The sequence below is a fragment of the Labrenzia sp. R5_0 genome, from assembly GCF_017743835.1.
In the GTDB taxonomy this organism is placed as follows: Bacteria; Pseudomonadota; Alphaproteobacteria; order Rhizobiales; family Stappiaceae; genus Roseibium; species Roseibium algicola.
Genome location: NZ_JAGHRK010000003.1, coordinates 174,546 through 189,891, shown reverse-complemented (window position 1 = coordinate 189,891; position 15,346 = coordinate 174,546). Strand labels below are relative to the sequence as shown.

Sequence of the window (15,346 nt, the reverse complement as noted above, 5' to 3'; positions counted from 1 at the left end):
TCTGGCCGGGTTCATTCCTCGGCCGCGCGCCATTCCTTCCAGCGCAGCACGGCATTGGCACCGATTTCCCGGAATGGCTGTGGCGGCAGTTTTTTCGGCCGGGCTTCAGCACCGAAATGACGGGTGATGCTGCTGGTCTGTCCCAGCGCGAGATCAGCGGCACCCATGCCGGTCAGGGTTCCGCGTGCGGTGCCGAGACCATTTTGCACGCAACCGGAAAACACGTCCTGCTCCAGTTCTCGCATGACCGAGACACCATTCAGCGACAGGCAAAGGTGTCCTGCCCACTTGTGTTCCATCTTCAACCCTGCCAACTGCGGAAAACGCCGGTCGAACTTGCGTTGCATGACACGGGCCGCACGTTCCACGCTTGCCGGTGTCAGCCGCATGTCGGGTTTCAAGACGGCGCAGGTTCTCGTAACGATCCTGTTTCCACCCTGACCGGCGTCGATCCGGCGCAACGTCGTCCCCATCGGATCAGATGGCGTGATGCCCCAGCGGCTTTGGCCGCCAAGTTTCTTCAACGCCTCACTGTCGAGCTCGGGCGTCATGACGGCAAACAGGAACAGCTGCATCAGCCGGTCTCGTTCGAAACCGAAACTCTCCAGATGACCATTGACCGTGAGGATGACTTTTGTCGTTGAAACGGATCCGGATCGCGTTTCCACCTTCCAGCTTTCGCCCTCCCTGGCGAAAGACAGGGCCGGGCTTTGCTCGAAAACCTGCACGCCTTCCCGCCGAAGTCCGGCGGCAAGTCCGCGGATATATCCGGCGGGCTGCAGCATGACCGTACCGGGGGTATAAAGTCCGCCAACGTAGTGTCTGCTTCCGGTCAGGTCCGCCATCTGTTGGCGGTCGAGCAGCTCATATTTTTCACCGAGGCTCGTCAGATGGTCGGCATAACTGCGGTTATGATGATCGGCCTTGATGCTAGCCGCACCGTTGATCTTGCCTGCCGGATCAAAATAGTTCCTGTCGATCCCGTAGTCCTCGACCGCGCCACGCGCAAAGCCGATTGCCTCTCGATTGAGGGCGATCAGAGACTTGTCGTCACCGTTACCGGCATAATCATCCGATGTCAGCTCATGCGGCAGGTCGATCATGAATCCGGAATTGCGTCCGGCCGATCCTTCCGCAACCCGGCAAGCGTCGAGCGCGACAACCTTGAGATTTCGGTCTGACTGGAGAAGGCGCCGCGCCGCCGACAGACCGGCAAAACCGGCACCGATGATCGTGACATCCGCGCTGATCTGTTCGCTCAGCACCTGCGCGGGCTGTTGTCTCGGCAGGATGGTGTTCCAGGCCGCCGGGCCTTGCAGGTTCGGCAGAGTGTCGGCGGCCCGTTTCGTCATCCGACGGCCTCGTCCTCGTCGTCGGACAGATCCAGCCAGATGGTCTTCAGCTGGGTGTACTGGTCGTGTGCCGCCAAACTGTTGTCCCGCCCGCCGAAACCGGACTGTTTGAACCCTCCGAACGGCGTAGTGATGTCGCCTTCACCAAAGCAATTAACGGTCACGGTGCCGGCCCGGATCGCCCGGGCACCACGCAGCGCCTTTCTGGCGTTGCCGGTGAAGATCGAGGCGGCAAGGCCATACTGCGTATCGTTGGCCAGCGCGATTGCCTCATCGAAACTTCTCACGGTCAGAACGCTCAAGACCGGGCCGAAGATTTCCTCCCGCGCAATGGTGGTCCCCGGATCGGTTTCCAGAACGGTTGGTTCGACGAAAGCGCCATCGCGGCTGCCGCCGCCCATCAACACCTTTGCGCCCTTGTCCAGATAGGAACTGACCTTGGCGAAATGATCGCTGGAAACCAGCGCACCGACACGATGCTCCGGATCAAGGGGATCGCCAATCGTCCATTCCCGCGCATGGGCCAGGATACGCTCCAGGAGTGCTTCCTTGATGTCTTCTTCTACGATCAGGCGGGAACTTGCCGAACAGTTCTCGCCCATGTTCCAGAACGCGCCATTGACGACATGAGCAGCCACCCTGTCGAGATTTTCGACGTCCTTCAGGACAACGCTCGGGTTCTTGCCGCCCATTTCCAGAACGACTTCCTTCAGGTTGCTGTCGGCAGCATAGCGCAGGAACCGGCGGCCGGTTTCCGTCGAGCCGGTGAAGGAGATCATGTCGACATCCATGTGCCGGCCAAGCGGTTCGCCGACGTCCGGACCGGAGCCGGGAACGACATTGAAGACACCCCGCGGAATGCCGGCTTCCATGGCAAGTTCCGCAATGCGCAGGGCGGTGAGCGATGTTTCTTCGGCCGGCTTGACGATGACCGAACATCCCGCCGCCAGCGCCGGACCGATTTTCCAGGCGAGCATCAGCAGCGGAAAGTTCCAGGGCAGAACCAGCCCGACGACGCCAACCGGTTCGCGCACGATCATGGCGATGTGATCATCGGAGGCGGGCGAGACCTGATCGTAGATCTTGTCGATCGCCTCTGCGTGCCATTTCAGGCAATGGATCGTCTCCGGCACATCCACGGTTTCGCAATCGTAGATCGTCTTGCCGCTGTCGAGGCTCTCCATCACGGCCAGCTCCCGCCGGTTGCGGGTGATGAGCTTGGCAAAGCGGATCAGAGTGTCCTTGCGTTCCGACGGATGCAGCTTCGACCACCGGCCGTCCTCAAAGGCTTCCCGGGCCTTCAGCACGGCGAAATCAACATCCTCTGCACCACAGGCTGCCACGGAGGCGAGTGTCTCGCCGGTGGCGGGATTGACCGTCTCGAAGGTATTGCCCGATGCCGCCGGGCGGTAAGAGCCGTCGATGAAAGCATTTGTCGGCAAGGTCAGGCCGGCAGCGAGCGCCTTGTATTCCTCGCGCGTCAGAAGGTCGGTCATGATCATTCTCCCGCCGTGATGTCTTGAATGGTGGATTTCAGAACCCGGACGACCTGATCGAGTTGGCGCTTGTCGTCCTTGTTGAGTGCCTTCAACGGCGGGCGCGGCGGACCGGCATAGAGCCCGCTCATTTCCACCCCGTGCTTGACGCATTGAATGAACTTGCCGCCCTGTTCCAGCACGCGCATCAGCGGCATCATTGCCGACATGATCCGCCGCCCCTTGCTGAAATCCCCTTCAACGGCGCAGGCCCGGTAAAGGGCGACATGTTCTTCGGGCAGGAAATTCGAGCCGGCGCACACCCAGCTGCGTGCCCCCCAGGCGAAGAATTCCAGCGCCTGATCGTCCATGCCGCAGGACATCTGGATGTGCGGGTAGTCGCGTGCCAGAAGGTGGACGCGGTTGATGTCGCCAGAGCTTTCCTTGATGGCGCAGACATTGCGCGAACGGCCAACCCGGTCGAGGAACTCCTCGCCCATGTTCACCCCCATCCGTCCCGGATAGTTATAGAGCATGATCGGAAGATCGGCGGCCCGGTCGATGGTCAGGACATTGAGCGCGTTTTCCCGCTCCGTCGGCACCGAATAGGGCGGTGTTGCCACCAGAATGGCATCGGCCCCGATCTCCGCGGCACCTTCCGCCAGCGCGATGGAATCCGGTGTCCTCATGGTTCCCGTTCCCACGATCAGAGGCAGGCGGCCTGCGAGCTTTTGCGCGGTAAAGCGCGCCAGTTCGAGACGTTCCTCGACGGTCTGGGCATAGTTTTCGCCCGTTGATCCACCGGAAATCAGGCCGTGCACACCACTGTCGACAAGATGGTCGACAACAGCGGCCAGGGCATCCCAGACCACGTTGCCTTCGCCGTCATAGGGCGTGACCACGGGCGTGTAGATGCCTTCGAACTTCATGATTGGGGTCATCGCGGTGTCTGCCTCATGCGGATTTGAGTTTGGGTGGGATGCCGAGCGGAGCTTCCAGGCCTTCAGGCATGACAAACAGTTCGATCTGGTCACGCGAGAGAGCCCAGTGCTCCAGCGCCAGTTCCGCGGCGCGGTTGTCGTCGCCCTGCTCGATCGCCTCGATCATCTCGTCATGCTGGCGACCGGCCAGCTCGAGGCGATCTTCCTTCGCACCGGACTTGGGGCGGAAAAAGGTCATGCCGATCCGGGTATGGTCGATCAGCAACCGGTCAAGGCTCGCCAGCAGGTAGCTGTTGCCCGCCATGTGGCCGGTGATGCGGTGGAAACGGTCGTTTGTAAGTGCCCGTTCAATCACGTCGCCACTTGCCATGGCGGCCCGGAATTCTTTCTGAGCCTGACGCAATTCCTCGATCTGTGTCGGCGTCGCGTTCTGCGCGGCAAGCCGAAGCACGGCGCTGTAGATCAGCGGTGCGGCAAGGAAAAAGTCCCGCAGCGTGTAGTGGGTCATGTCGGAAACGCGCGCACCCCGATTGAGCTGCAGCGTGACATAGCCTTCACCCGCCAGCTGCTGCAGCACCTCGCGCAAAGGGGTCCGGGAGAGGCCGTAGAGATCACACAGATCGGTTTCTTCCAGCGGGCTGCCGGGCTTGCGCTCCAACGTCAGGATCGCGCGTTTCAGATCCTCATAGGCATTCGACTTTGCCGTGCCGCGTACAGGGGGCATGTGACGCTCCATTCCGAATTCAGTTGACTCGTTTGTATACATGATGTGTACAATATCAACACAATAATAATACATGCGCCCGAAAGGCCCTGATCGGCCAGAGGCGACAGAGGCCGGAGAAAAGCGACATGTCCCGAACCACTGACGTCACCTTCCTGTTGCTTGAAGATTTTTCGCATATCGCCTTCGCCTGCGCGGTGGAGCCGCTGCGTATCGCCAACCTGCTTCAGGGAGAGGAAATCTACCGGTGGCGACTGGCCTCACCCGATGGTCAAAGGGCGGTCTGCTCCAACGGAACCGTGACGCTGGTGGATCAGGGCCTCGGTCCTTTGCCCGCGCGCTCCAGCCTGTTCCTGATCTCCGGTCAGAATGTCGGCGACCGGGCGGCGCCGGAGGTGCTGAGCTTCCTGCGGCGGGAGCGTGCCCGGGGCACCCAGATCGGTGCTATCTGTTCGGGCGCCTATATTCTTGCCAAGGCTGGCCTATTGAACGACCGCCGCGCAGCCATTCACTGGTCGTTCCACGACAGTTTCGAGGAAACCTTTCCGGACGTGCAGTTGTGCAAGAATGTCTTCGTCACGGACGAGGCCTTCGTCACCGCATCCGGCGGCACCGCGGCGACCGACATGATGCTGCACCTGATCGGCGAAGCCCACGGTACGGACCTGGCGGTCGCGATTGCGGACATGATGGTCTATTCCGGTGTTCGGCCTGCCAACGCTGCCCAGCAGATTTCACTACAGGCGCGGCACGGAATCCGGAACCCGCATATTGCAGAGGCAATTCGTCTGCTGAACGAAAGCGCGCCCTATTACCTGCCGACATCCGAGATCGCCCGCAAGATCGGCATTTCCACCCGGCAGCTCGAGCGGTTGTTCCAGAAACACCTGAAGGTGTCGCCGAAACGATTTGCCATAGACCAGAAGCTCACGCGTGCCCGCAATCTTCTGCTGCAGACCGAACGGTCCGTGTCCGAGATCGCCCTGGCCTGCGGCTACGAATCCGCTTCGCATTTCATCCGCACCTATCAAAACAGGTTCGGCGTGACACCGCATAATCAACGTCTTTGCTCCGCGGGAACACAGGCTGCGTTTCAAAGGGCATGACCGGGTCCTGGGGCTGCGATCTGCCCGCGTTTTGAAATGCTGCCCCAATTCCTGGCAAGCCGGTTCCGGCTTCTCCGCCTGGTACTATGCCCCATCCTCCTTGCGTGTCTTCGGCCCGTGACTTAGATCCTTGTCTGAAGCCGGTCCGGACCGGAGCGCAAACGGAGGCCGCATCCATTCTTCCCGTCAGAATTGCAGGCACTGGACATGCCTTGCCTGCAAAGTCCGTCACCTCGGAAACCCTCGATCTTCAGCTGGGCTTTCCTGCCGGACATCTTCAGAAACTGTCCGGCGTTTCAAGCCGGTTTGTCGCAGCAGAGGAAAGCCAGATAGATCTGGCGGTTGCGGCTTGCCAAGCCGCGCTTGAAAAGGCAGGCCAAACGCCTCGGGACGTCGACCTCGTCCTCGGTGCGTGCGGAATTCCCTACCAGACCCTGCCGGCAACCGCGCCACTGGTGATGCAGAGACTGGGTTTTGCCGATGGCACGGCGGCGGCCTACGATGTCAATGCGACTTGTCTTTCCTTCCTGACCGCTTTCGAACTTGCCGCCAACAAACTTGCGCTGGGGCAAGCAACGTCGGTGCTGGTGTTTGCCGCGGACATCGCCTCGCGCGCACTGCCCTGGGAAGACCAGCCCGATGTTGCCGCCTTGTTCGGCGACGGAGCGGCTGCAGCAGTCCTGACGACAGGAGGCGATGACGGCCCGGGCATTGCGGCCTCGCTGCTGCGAACCTACCCCTCCGCCTACGCCGCATGCGAGATCGGGGCCGGAGGCACTCGGTTCGATTTTCACAAGGACCGCGAGGCCTTCGCCCGGCATGCCGTGTTTCACATGGACGGCAAGGACCTCTTCCGTGTCACGCACAAGCACTTTCCGCAGTTCGTCGACCAGTTGCTGTCGAAAGCCGGATGGGCCCGGCAGGATATCGACCTTGTCGTTCCGCACCAGGCAAGCCCGCTCGCGCTGGAGCACATGATCCGGGAAACCGGCATGGAGCGCAGCCGGGTGGTCGACATCGGCTGCACCCACGGCAACCAGATTGCAGCATCGCTGCCAACCGCGCTCGACATTGCCTGGCGCCAGGGCCGGATCGAGCCCGGCATGCGCGTGCTGTTGCTCGGGACATCGGCCGGTGTGACCTTCTGCGGCATGGCCCTTGAGGTTTGACCATGGGGCGCTTGCTGGTCACTGGAGCAACGGGATTTCTGGGCGGAGCCCTGATCCGTCATTTGCGCGCCAAAGGCTCCAACCCGATCGCTCTTGGCCGCAGCGAGTTGCAGTGTCAGCACCTTGAGGCCGAGGGCTTCGACATCGTTCGCATGGATCTTTCCAACCCCTGCGACAAGGATCAGATCGCGCCTTTTGGTCCGGTCGACGCCATTGTTCATTGCGCGGCGCTTTCCGCGCCCTGGGGACGACGTAGCGCCTTCGTGGCGGCAAATGTCACCGGGACAAAACACCTGCTTGATCTTGCGGAAAAACTTGGCGTGCGACGGTTCGTCAACATTTCCTCGCCCACCGTCTATTTCGAGATGAAGGACAAGGAGAACGTCCGGGAAGATGCGCTGTTGCCGCCGCCCATCAACGCTTATGCGGCGACAAAGGCCGAGGCCGAACGGCTGGTGCTGACCCGCACCGACCTTGGCCCGATCAACCTGCGTCCACGCGGCCTTTATGGTGCGGGGGACACGACACTCCTGCCGCGTTTGCTCGCCGCAGCCCAGAAGCGGCCCTTGCCGGTTTTCCGGAATGGAGCTGCCTCCATCGACCTGACCCATGTCGATGATCTGCTCTCAGCCGTCGAGACGGCCCTTGAAGCCTCTCCGGAATGCGAAGGCGAGACGTTCAACATTTCCGGAGGCGAACCTTTGCCGGTGCGTTTCATTGTCGAGCGTGTCTGTGCCGCCAAGGGCATTCCGGTTCGCTGGCAGAACCGCTCCCTGGCCCCGGCTGTCCTGGTGGCCAGGCTTCTGGAGACGGCAAGTCTGATTGTGCCTGGCGCCGGCGAACCTCTGGCGACACCCTATACGCTCGGCCTCTTCGCCTTCCGGCAGAGCCTCGACATTTCCAAGGCGGAGCGGTTACTGGGCTGGCGACCGCGGATCGACTTAGAAAGCGGTCTTGCAAAAACACTTGTCGAAGGGAACGCCCGTTGACCCCGGTGTTTGCAAACAGCGCTTTTGTTTCCGCGCCTGAGCGGTTGGTGGTCCGTAGTGGTGGGCGTCACCCGCTTCGCTTCAAGGTACGCTATGGGGTTTACCAGCACCCGACCGCCGGACTGGTGCTGATCGATACAGGTTACGGTCCCCGGGTCACGGAAGGTGCCGGGCGCAGTCTGCCGCTTCGGATCTATGCCAGTCTGCTCCGGCCGACGCTGATCGAAGAGCATCAGCCCACCCGTGTGCTTGATCGCCTGGGCGCAAGCACAGCAGATGTTGCAGCCATCGTGCTGACCCATTTTCACGCCGATCATGTTGCCGCGCTTCACCTATTCCCGAAGGCGAGGATCTATGCGAAGGCAGCGGTGCACGCTCGTGTCGAGGCGCGCTCAAGGTTTTCCAATCTGCGCCACGGCGTCTTTGACGAGTTGCTGCCGCAGGATCTCTCCAGCCGGATCGTCGATATCGACCAACTGCCGGTCAAGCCCGCTCCCAATGGGCTTGGCGAAGGAGCTGATCTCTTTGGTGATGGTGAGACGCTGGCCGTCAATCTGCCCGGTCATGCGGAAGGCCATTTCGGCATTTGCTTTGCCGCACAGCCAGTGCCATTGCTTTATGCGGTCGATACCCAGTGGTGTGCGGCAGCGCTTGATCCCGGCAAGGCCCCCGGACTGCCCGCGGCTCTTGTCGCTTCGGATCGCCGGGCACTTGCGGCAAGCAGCCGCCGGGTTGCCGCCTTCCGGGAGCAAGGCGGCGATGTTCTGCTGTGCCACGATCCGTCCGACAGTCCATACGATTTGCCGGAGGCTTCGGAATGAACGGGCGTTTTCAGACTGGCATTGCCTTTGCCGAAACGCTCTGGACCGGCCGCAGTGGCCGATCTCGAAAGGCTTTCGAGGACTGGCAGAAACGTCGACTGGATGGCTGGTTGCGCCAGTCGCTTCCCAAGGTCGATTTCTACCGCGACGCGCCGCCGCGCCTCGACCAACTGCCGGTGATCGACAAAGCCATCGTGATGAGCCGGTTCGAAGCCTTCAACAGGGCCCGGATCACCGCCGAGGCCGGATGGCGGGCATTGGAGGCGGGCGGCGAGATCGACGGGATCAACATCGGAGCCAGTACGGGCACCAGCGGCAACCGCGGCCTCTATGCCATTACCGCACCAGAGCGGTTCCGTTGGCTCGGCACTATTCTGGCCAAGACCTTACCCCGCTTTCTCTGGCATCCGGAACGGGTTGCGATCATCCTGCCGCAGTCCTCCTCGCTTTACGAAAGCCCTGCCAGACTGCGGCAACTGCACTTGCGGTTCTTCGATCTGCGCCATGGCATCGCTTCCTGGCTGGACGAACTGGAAACCTTCAATCCGACGACCATCGTCGCGCCGCCGAGGGTGTTGCGGCACCTGGCGGAAACGTCGGACCGACTTGCCCCTCGCAAGCTTTATGCAGGTGCGGAAACGCTCGACCCGATCGACCGGGTCGTTGTCGAGAAGAGGTTCGGCATTCCCCTCGGGCAGATCTACATGGCAACTGAAGGTCTTTTCGCCGTGACATGTGCCAATGGCCGCCTGCATCTTGCCGAGGATGCCAATTTTTTCGAGTTTGAGCCGGTCGCAAACGATCTCGTCACTCCGTTGGTGACAGGCTTTCGCCGCGATTTCCAGATCATGGCGCGATACCGGATGAACGATCTCCTGCGCCTGTCGTCGACGCCATGCTCCTGTGGCTCGCCGCTTCAGACGGTTGATGAAGTGATCGGACGGATGGACGATATCTTTCTCTTCACCAGCGAAGCGGGAACGGACGTGCCGGTTACGCCCGACATCCTGCGCAATTCGGTTCTGGATGCCTCGCGCGAGATATCCGATTTTCGCCTTGTGCAGGAAGCAGATGGATCGGTGACCCTGCAGCTCCCGCCGGAGGTGGCGGAGACGAGCGCTGAAGCGGCCCTGGCGGCACTTGGCAAAACCCTGAGCGCACAGGGGCTTGTGCCTGCAATTTCGCTCCGCCGGGAAAGGCTGCCCCTGGAAAGCACCCGCAAGCTGCGGCGGGTGGAAAGCCGGTTTAGGCGGCAGGCTCAATCATGACCACAGCGAAGGATACGGTCATGCGGGACACGTCGGCCAATGGAGGTGTGAGCAACGCCCCCGAGACTGTTCATGCCTTCGTGCGTTTGTGCAACGACTTTGCCATGCCTGATCTTGTTGCCAACCTCACGACGCGTGTCAGCTCGCTGGAGATTGCAGGGCGGTGTTTTCCGGTGACGATCAACGAACCGAGCCGTCCGCCGACGTGCTACATCTGTTCACCCAGCGCTGCCTATATCGACTATGCAGTCGAGGAAACGCGCAATTTCCTGAAGTCGCCGCTGACCTACCATCTGGTGCGACCGCTGATCCGGGCCTGCGCACCGCTGATCGCGGCCAGCGGGCTTGATCGACAGGTGCAGGTGAACAACTGGCTGCTGTCGACCAATCCAGTTCCGGAAATCGATGCAGCCGCAGCCCGCGAGATCGCCAGAACCCTGTCTCAGCGCCATCCGGAGCATGCCATTGTCATCCGCTCGCTCAATGGCCGGGCGGACCGGTCATCGATGAACGCCCTCAGGCAAGCTGGGTTCAGGCTTCTGGCGGCACGGCGGATCTATCTCTACTCCGGTGACCAAACGCCAGGACGGCCGACGCAAAACCGCCACTACGACGCAAGGCTGATGCAACAGACGCCCTATCGGCTCGCGGAAAACGACAGCTTCGAGGGTTCGGATTTTGACCGTGCCGCGGAGCTCTACAAGATGCTCTATCTCGACAAGTACACACCGCTCAATCCGCAGTACACCGCAACCTACATCCGGGAATGCCACCGCAGAGGCCTGTTCCAACTGCTTGGTTATCGCGATGACAGCGGCCAGTTGGTGGCGGTAGCCGGTTTCTTTGCCAACGGCCGCACATTGACGCAGCCGCTGGTTGGATACGACACCCGCCTGCCGCTGAAGGACGGGCTCTACCGGCTGGTCATGGCGGCAGGCCAGGACATTGCAGACCGGCACACTCTCTTTTTCAACATGAGCGCGGGCGCCGGCCACTTCAAACGGCTGCGCGGGGCAGAACCGGAAATCGAGTTCAACGCCGTCTATGCGGGCCATCTGTCCCGGCGCAGGCAACTGGCAGTGCGAAGCCTCGAAAAGCTTCTGTCGCGCATCGGCATTCCCCTTCTGGAGGCCTTCGACCTATGACTTCATCAAAGGATTTCTGGCAGGCCGCGGCGCTCGTGAAGGATTTGAAGCGCCGACCGGCCCGTGTCGAATTCGGTGGTGAACCTGTGGTGCTGTTCAACAGCGCGTCCGGCATTTCGGCTCTGGCCGACCGTTGTCCGCACCGGCTGATGGAACTGTCGAAAGGAAAGGTCGTCGGAGGCGAGATCGAATGCCCCTATCACGGCTGGCGTTTTGACGGCGGCGGACGCTGCACCGCCATTCCGGGACACCTGGGCGACGTGCCGGGGTACCGGATTCCCGGCCTCAAGACCTTCGTGAAGGACGGCGTGGTCTTTCTTTCCAAAGGAGACCCCTCAGGTGAACCCTACCTGCATCCGATGGAAGGCGGAAAGACAGTGGTGCGCCTGGTGCGCAGCAGCACCAACTCGACATTGATCGATGCTGCCGAAAACATCCTCGATGCGACCCACACCCATTTCACCCACAAGGGCCTGCTGCGCGGCCTCAGCAGCAAGCGGCATCGGGTTCGGGTCGATATCACCGGTGGGCCTGGCTGGGTCGAGGCCGTCTATACCGGGGAGGACCGGCAGCATGGCCTGATCAGCAGGCTGCTGGAAGCCGGGCGGGTGCGGACTGTCGGGCGGTATCGCTTTCCCGGTATCGCCGAGCTGGAATATTGGGGTGAAAACGGCCTTGCACTGGCAACCACCTTCCATTTGCGGCAGGCGGCCGATGGACTTGTTGAAGGTATCGGTTGCCTGATCGGACCGAACGAGGGACTGCTCGACCGGGTCAAGTCCTGGATGTTCCAGCCGATGTTCCGCATCGCTCTGGAACAAGACCGCCGCGTGCTGAAATCCTCACTTGAAAACGCGGCGTGCTTTCCGGACGCAAGGCCTCTGATCGGACCGCTCGACTATTTGCGAAGGGACATCGAGGCAATTGAAAAAGGCGATCTGCCAAATGCGGCAGCGTCCCCCAGAAGTGCCTACATCGAACTTTGATCCGGCCCGTTCCACTCGATGTCCCTCGTGGTGGCGCTTTGAAGACTGATCCGGTTGCGCATGGCTATGGCCGCGATTTCCAGCAAGGCGGGTATTTGCGCGCGCCCGGGCGCGGGATCGTCCTCGGTTCGGAGGATCTCCTCGGCCGCACCGAGAACCTCCCGGAAATGGGCAAAGTCTCGTGAGCGGAGCGCTGAAGGCAGACCGTAGACCCACATGGCCAGCCGCACGGCCTGAATGTCCGTTACGTCCGGCAAGACTTCGTCACCACCTTGCAAAAGCGTGCGGACAAACCGGGCCGCGTCCTTGAAAAAATGCAGGCCGCTGGTCGCGCGCGGATTGCATTCCAGCGGGCGCACAGAGCCGTCTTCAAGGCGCATCAGGTCAAACGAAACCTGCCCGGTCCAACCGGTGTTCCCGACGAATGTTTCTGTAAAAGCCCGTGCTGCCGGGTCCGTTACCGGTTCAAAACAGATCCCCGCGCCAGCACCGGCCCGGTAAAGCGAACGGTACATCGACACTGCCAGCACCTTGCCGTCGCGCGCCAGGACGTAGGCACTGATCTCGTCTCCTTCCAACCGTTCCTGGGCAACCCAGGGCATTGCAGCGCTCGGCACCACTTGCGTCAACTTGCGGGACGCTGGCGAAACAAGGACCTGACCGGCGAAGCGCGACCAGACGGGCTTGAACACAAGGCTTTCGGCCTGCTTGCCAAGGTCGGTGACATCTTCCCGAGATGTCAGCAGCCGTGTTTCGGGTACGGCGATCCCGAGCCTTTCACACAGCTTGATGAAGTCATGCTTGTTGTGGGACGTCTGAAGCAGGTCGAGACCTGGCGCGAACAGCTCCGCCCCAAGGCCACGCCTCTCCCGGATTGCCGCCAGGTAGAAGACCTCCTCGCAGGTCGGGACAATCAGGGACGGCTTTTCGCGTTCGATCAGCGCCTCGAGCGCGTCAGTGAAATCTTCCGGATGAAACCTTGGCGATGGCAGACGCTGATAGAGTGCGCAGGCACGACTTGCCCGGGAGACTGGGCGCGCGGGCATATCGGCCAGAACAACACGCCAACCAGCGGCATGAAACAGCCGGGCGTGATGCAGGGCAACAGGCGCGCGAGCACCCGTTATCAGAACAGTCTGGCCGGAAGAGGCATGGCAGCCGGGCAGCATCGTCGTCAGATTCCCTTATCGAATGCAGATCCCGGCATCCGACGCCCCTCAGCGTTCGGCTTCGTAGCGCGCTTTGGTTTCCTCGTTCATCGGGTAAAGGCCCGGTAGCTTCGCACCTGCGTCGACCTGCTCGACGATCCAGGCCTCCATGCGTTCCTGTTCGGGGGCTTCTTTCAGCACGTCATCAAGCGTGGCTGCTGGGATCACGACCGCACCATCGCCGTCTGCCACAATGATATCGCCCGGAATGATCGCAACACCGCCGCAGCCGATGGTTTCCTGCCAGCCGACGAAGGTTAGACCGGCTACCGAAGGCGGGGCCGAGACACCGCTGCACCAGACCGGCAGATCCGACGCCAGCACGCCGGCCAGATCGCGCACTGTGCCGTCTGTGACCATGCCAGCGACATTGCGTTTGCGCATACGGGCACACAGGATATCGCCGAAGACACCGGCGTCGCGGATGCCCATCGCATCGATGACCGCGACGCATCCTTCCGGCATCTCCTCGATGGCCGCACGTGTTGAAATGGGAGAGCCCCAGGAAGCGGGCGTTGCCAGGTCTTCACGCGCAGGCACGAAACGAAGGGTAAATGCCGGCCCGACGATCCGAGGCCTGGAGCGATCGAGCGGCATTGCCCCGCGGATCCAGACGTTGCGCAGTCCCTTTTTCAGAAGGATCGTGGTGAGTGTCGCCGTGCTGACGGATTTCAGGATTTCGACGGCTTCAGCGGACAGGGTCATTAAGGCCTCCGGAAGATGGCGCTGACAAGAAGCAACAGGACAGAAACGGCACCCCAAAAAGCGATGCCGCCAGTCCTGCCAAGGGTGGGCTGCCCGCGGCACGGGAGCCAGCGGATCAACCGGCATATTCCGCCGGATCGCATTGCCGGCCAAGGGATTTTTGAAACGGGAAAGTCAGGAACCGGCCTGGCGGATCACGAGCGGTGGAAAGCCCTTCACCGCCGCGACAGGAACTTCATGGCCTGAGGCTCCGAGCAGGATTGCAGACCCTGCCCGATCACTTGACCGGCGCTTTGCGGGCAACCTTCACGGCGCTGATAGCGCCAGCTGCGGCCTGCGCCGTGATCAGGATGGCCTTGCCGAGATTTTCTCTATCAAGTCCGGGAGACTGGCGGGACGGCTGAAAGCCTGTTGCAACGAGGACGGATATTAGGCCTGCGACATGCGCAATTCATCCGGCCTTCTTGAAACCGAGGCCGGAAGTCTGCGAGCATTTCCGTTGCGCTTGCATCAGCACGTCCTCACGCGCTCGAGTGCGGGATCAGGAAATCGTCAGTTCAAGCGCCGGGTGCAGACGCTGCAGGTTGCGGAGTGATTTCGACTGCCAGGGAATGGACTTGGAGCCCAGAACCCGAACGCCGACTTCCGGCTGCTTTCTGATTTCGATCGTGAACTTTGCGAGCAGGTTGATGCCGGAGCTGTTCAGGAATTCCAGGCTTGTCAGGTCCATGGTGATGAGTTCCGGCTTGGCCGCCAGAACGGAATTCATGATGTCCAGAATAGGTGCGTAGGCATCTGTTCCTGAAAGCCGCATCGTTCCTTCGTAGTGGATGGCGGAGCCTTCAGTCCAAACGCGGTAATCGTTCGTGCTGATTTCCATTGTGATTTCTTCCTTTGGAATATGTCAGCGATCAGGAAAGTCGCAAAGAAGCATATGTCGTCAACTCAACGCCTTCACTTACACGCTCAGACGCGAAAGACCAGCCCAATTTGGCCTCGTAGTCGCTCATAAGTGTGAGCAAACCCAGGCCGGAGCCGGAGGAGTCCGGGTTGAGGGCGTTCTCCTCGATGCGTTCCAGGAGCAGCTCTCCCGGTTCGCGGTCGAGCAGGGCTTTCAGGTGACCCTGAAACTTGACGGCCGTTTCCTGGTCGATCCGGTTCACGATCCGGATTTCAAACGTCTGTTCTTCCAGCGAGCTGTGAATCGCGATGTCGCCGCCGTGACGGAACTTGATCGCATTTTCCAGAATCTCGTTGATCATGTAACTGATGCTGTGGCGGGCATCGACAGGATCGATGCCTTTGCCGCAAGCCCTGCTGAAATATTCCCCGATAAAATCCGATGTCAGGCCGCAATGATGCCAGCTCAGCTCCAGCGGCTCTGCCATCAGCGTGAGACAAAATTGTCTCGCGTCTCCGCCGTTCAAAGCAGCCGTCTCTCCAAAATCCTCGACCAT

15 protein-coding genes are annotated in these 15,346 nt (G+C 61.1%); 7 read left to right on the top strand and 8 right to left on the bottom strand.

All coding sequences use genetic code 11. The features are described 5' to 3' along the window. Positions 1-11: 11 nt before the first annotated feature. From J7447_RS16265 to J7447_RS16250, 4 genes are read right to left on the bottom strand one after another with little or no spacing between them, the layout of a single operon-like run. Complete coding sequence (locus J7447_RS16265; protein ID WP_209170236.1) at positions 12-1,352, bottom strand: FAD-binding oxidoreductase; 1,341 nt, start codon at positions 1,350-1,352, stop codon at positions 12-14. Continuing rightward, a complete protein-coding gene (locus J7447_RS16260; RefSeq protein ID WP_209170235.1) occupies positions 1,349-2,848 on the bottom strand; it encodes an aldehyde dehydrogenase in 1,500 nt (499 codons plus the stop codon). The genes J7447_RS16265 and J7447_RS16260 overlap by 4 nt, the downstream gene beginning before the upstream one ends. A 2-nt stretch (positions 2,849-2,850) precedes the next feature. Continuing rightward, positions 2,851-3,756 carry a dihydrodipicolinate synthase family protein gene (locus tag J7447_RS16255; RefSeq protein WP_022999172.1) on the bottom strand — a complete coding sequence of 302 codons (906 nt, stop codon included), beginning with the start codon at positions 3,754-3,756 and terminating at the stop codon, positions 2,851-2,853. 25 nt (positions 3,757-3,781) lie between these two features. After that, entirely contained in the window at positions 3,782-4,492 is a 711-nt protein-coding gene (locus J7447_RS16250; RefSeq protein ID WP_209170234.1) for a GntR family transcriptional regulator, read from the bottom strand. A 128-nt stretch (positions 4,493-4,620) separates the two neighbouring features. Here J7447_RS16250 and J7447_RS16245 point away from each other — a divergent pair, with 128 nt between their 5' ends. The 7 genes from J7447_RS16245 to J7447_RS16215 all read left to right on the top strand — a co-directional run bounded on the left by J7447_RS16245 (position 4,621) and on the right by J7447_RS16215 (position 11,976). Next, a complete protein-coding gene (locus tag J7447_RS16245) occupies positions 4,621-5,598 on the top strand; it encodes a GlxA family transcriptional regulator (RefSeq protein WP_022999174.1) in 978 nt (325 codons plus the stop codon). 212 nt (positions 5,599-5,810) lie between these two features. Next, complete coding sequence (locus J7447_RS16240) at positions 5,811-6,767, top strand: 3-oxoacyl-[acyl-carrier-protein] synthase III C-terminal domain-containing protein (protein ID WP_286189210.1); 957 nt, start codon at positions 5,811-5,813, stop codon at positions 6,765-6,767. Positions 6,768-6,769: 2 nt separating this feature from the next. Beyond that, a complete protein-coding gene (locus J7447_RS16235; RefSeq protein ID WP_209170232.1) occupies positions 6,770-7,756 on the top strand; it encodes an NAD(P)-dependent oxidoreductase in 987 nt (328 codons plus the stop codon). Between the two features lie 5 nt (positions 7,757-7,761). Next, positions 7,762-8,577: an MBL fold metallo-hydrolase gene (locus tag J7447_RS16230; protein ID WP_353653805.1), complete on the top strand. Its 816-nt coding sequence runs from the start codon at positions 7,762-7,764 to the stop codon at positions 8,575-8,577. Further along, positions 8,574-9,845, top strand: a complete 1,272-nt coding sequence (locus J7447_RS16225; RefSeq protein ID WP_209170231.1) for a CoF synthetase — start codon at positions 8,574-8,576, stop codon at positions 9,843-9,845. Before J7447_RS16230 ends, J7447_RS16225 begins: the two co-directional genes overlap by 4 nt. Beyond that, entirely contained in the window at positions 9,842-10,990 is a 1,149-nt protein-coding gene (locus J7447_RS16220; protein ID WP_209170230.1) for a GNAT family N-acetyltransferase, read from the top strand. Before J7447_RS16225 ends, J7447_RS16220 begins: the two co-directional genes overlap by 4 nt. After that, positions 10,987-11,976 (top strand): Rieske 2Fe-2S domain-containing protein, encoded by a 990-nt coding sequence (locus J7447_RS16215; RefSeq protein WP_209170229.1) that lies wholly within the window; start codon positions 10,987-10,989, stop codon positions 11,974-11,976. Before J7447_RS16220 ends, J7447_RS16215 begins: the two co-directional genes overlap by 4 nt. On the opposite strand, the gene J7447_RS16210 is transcribed toward J7447_RS16215, so the two are convergent. From J7447_RS16210 to J7447_RS16195, 4 genes are all read right to left on the bottom strand, one after another. Beyond that, on the bottom strand, positions 11,961-13,145 hold the full coding sequence (locus tag J7447_RS16210; protein WP_209170228.1) for an ATP-grasp domain-containing protein: 1,185 nt from the start codon (positions 13,143-13,145) through the stop codon (positions 11,961-11,963). The two genes, J7447_RS16215 and J7447_RS16210, sit on opposite strands and share 16 nt — an antisense overlap. Positions 13,146-13,193: 48 nt before the next feature. Further along, the gene (locus J7447_RS16205) at positions 13,194-13,889 is read right to left on the bottom strand and encodes a ribonuclease activity regulator RraA (RefSeq protein WP_022999182.1); all 696 of its coding nucleotides are present in this window, start codon (positions 13,887-13,889) and stop codon (positions 13,194-13,196) included. 541 nt (positions 13,890-14,430) lie between these two features. Then, complete coding sequence (locus J7447_RS16200) at positions 14,431-14,769, bottom strand: hypothetical protein (RefSeq protein WP_022999184.1); 339 nt, start codon at positions 14,767-14,769, stop codon at positions 14,431-14,433. 31 nt (positions 14,770-14,800) lie between these two features. Further along, positions 14,801-15,346 (bottom strand): ATP-binding protein, encoded by a 546-nt coding sequence (locus J7447_RS16195; protein ID WP_051990044.1) that lies wholly within the window; start codon positions 15,344-15,346, stop codon positions 14,801-14,803.

What these genes read in the sequence shown, in the direction of transcription:
- J7447_RS16250 (WP_209170234.1), bottom strand. Translation starts at nt 4,492, where the DNA reads ATGCCCCCTGTACGCGGCACGGCAAAGTCGAATGCCTATGAGGATCTG.
- J7447_RS16255 (WP_022999172.1), bottom strand. Translation starts at nt 3,756, where the DNA reads ATGAAGTTCGAAGGCATCTACACGCCCGTGGTCACGCCCTATGACGGC.
- J7447_RS16205 (WP_022999182.1), bottom strand. Translation starts at nt 13,889, where the DNA reads ATGACCCTGTCCGCTGAAGCCGTCGAAATCCTGAAATCCGTCAGCACG.
- J7447_RS16220 (WP_209170230.1), top strand. Translation starts at nt 9,842, where the DNA reads ATGACCACAGCGAAGGATACGGTCATGCGGGACACGTCGGCCAATGGA.
- J7447_RS16265 (WP_209170236.1), bottom strand. Translation starts at nt 1,352, where the DNA reads ATGACGAAACGGGCCGCCGACACTCTGCCGAACCTGCAAGGCCCGGCG.
- J7447_RS16260 (WP_209170235.1), bottom strand. Translation starts at nt 2,848, where the DNA reads ATGACCGACCTTCTGACGCGCGAGGAATACAAGGCGCTCGCTGCCGGC.
- J7447_RS16235 (WP_209170232.1), top strand. Translation starts at nt 6,770, where the DNA reads ATGGGGCGCTTGCTGGTCACTGGAGCAACGGGATTTCTGGGCGGAGCC.
- J7447_RS16245 (WP_022999174.1), top strand. Translation starts at nt 4,621, where the DNA reads ATGTCCCGAACCACTGACGTCACCTTCCTGTTGCTTGAAGATTTTTCG.
- J7447_RS16215 (WP_209170229.1), top strand. Translation starts at nt 10,987, where the DNA reads ATGACTTCATCAAAGGATTTCTGGCAGGCCGCGGCGCTCGTGAAGGAT.
- J7447_RS16195 (WP_051990044.1), bottom strand. Translation starts at nt 15,346, where the DNA reads ATGGTCGAGGATTTTGGAGAGACGGCTGCTTTGAACGGCGGAGACGCG.
- J7447_RS16225 (WP_209170231.1), top strand. Translation starts at nt 8,574, where the DNA reads ATGAACGGGCGTTTTCAGACTGGCATTGCCTTTGCCGAAACGCTCTGG.
- J7447_RS16210 (WP_209170228.1), bottom strand. Translation starts at nt 13,145, where the DNA reads ATGCTGCCCGGCTGCCATGCCTCTTCCGGCCAGACTGTTCTGATAACG.
- J7447_RS16200 (WP_022999184.1), bottom strand. Translation starts at nt 14,769, where the DNA reads ATGGAAATCAGCACGAACGATTACCGCGTTTGGACTGAAGGCTCCGCC.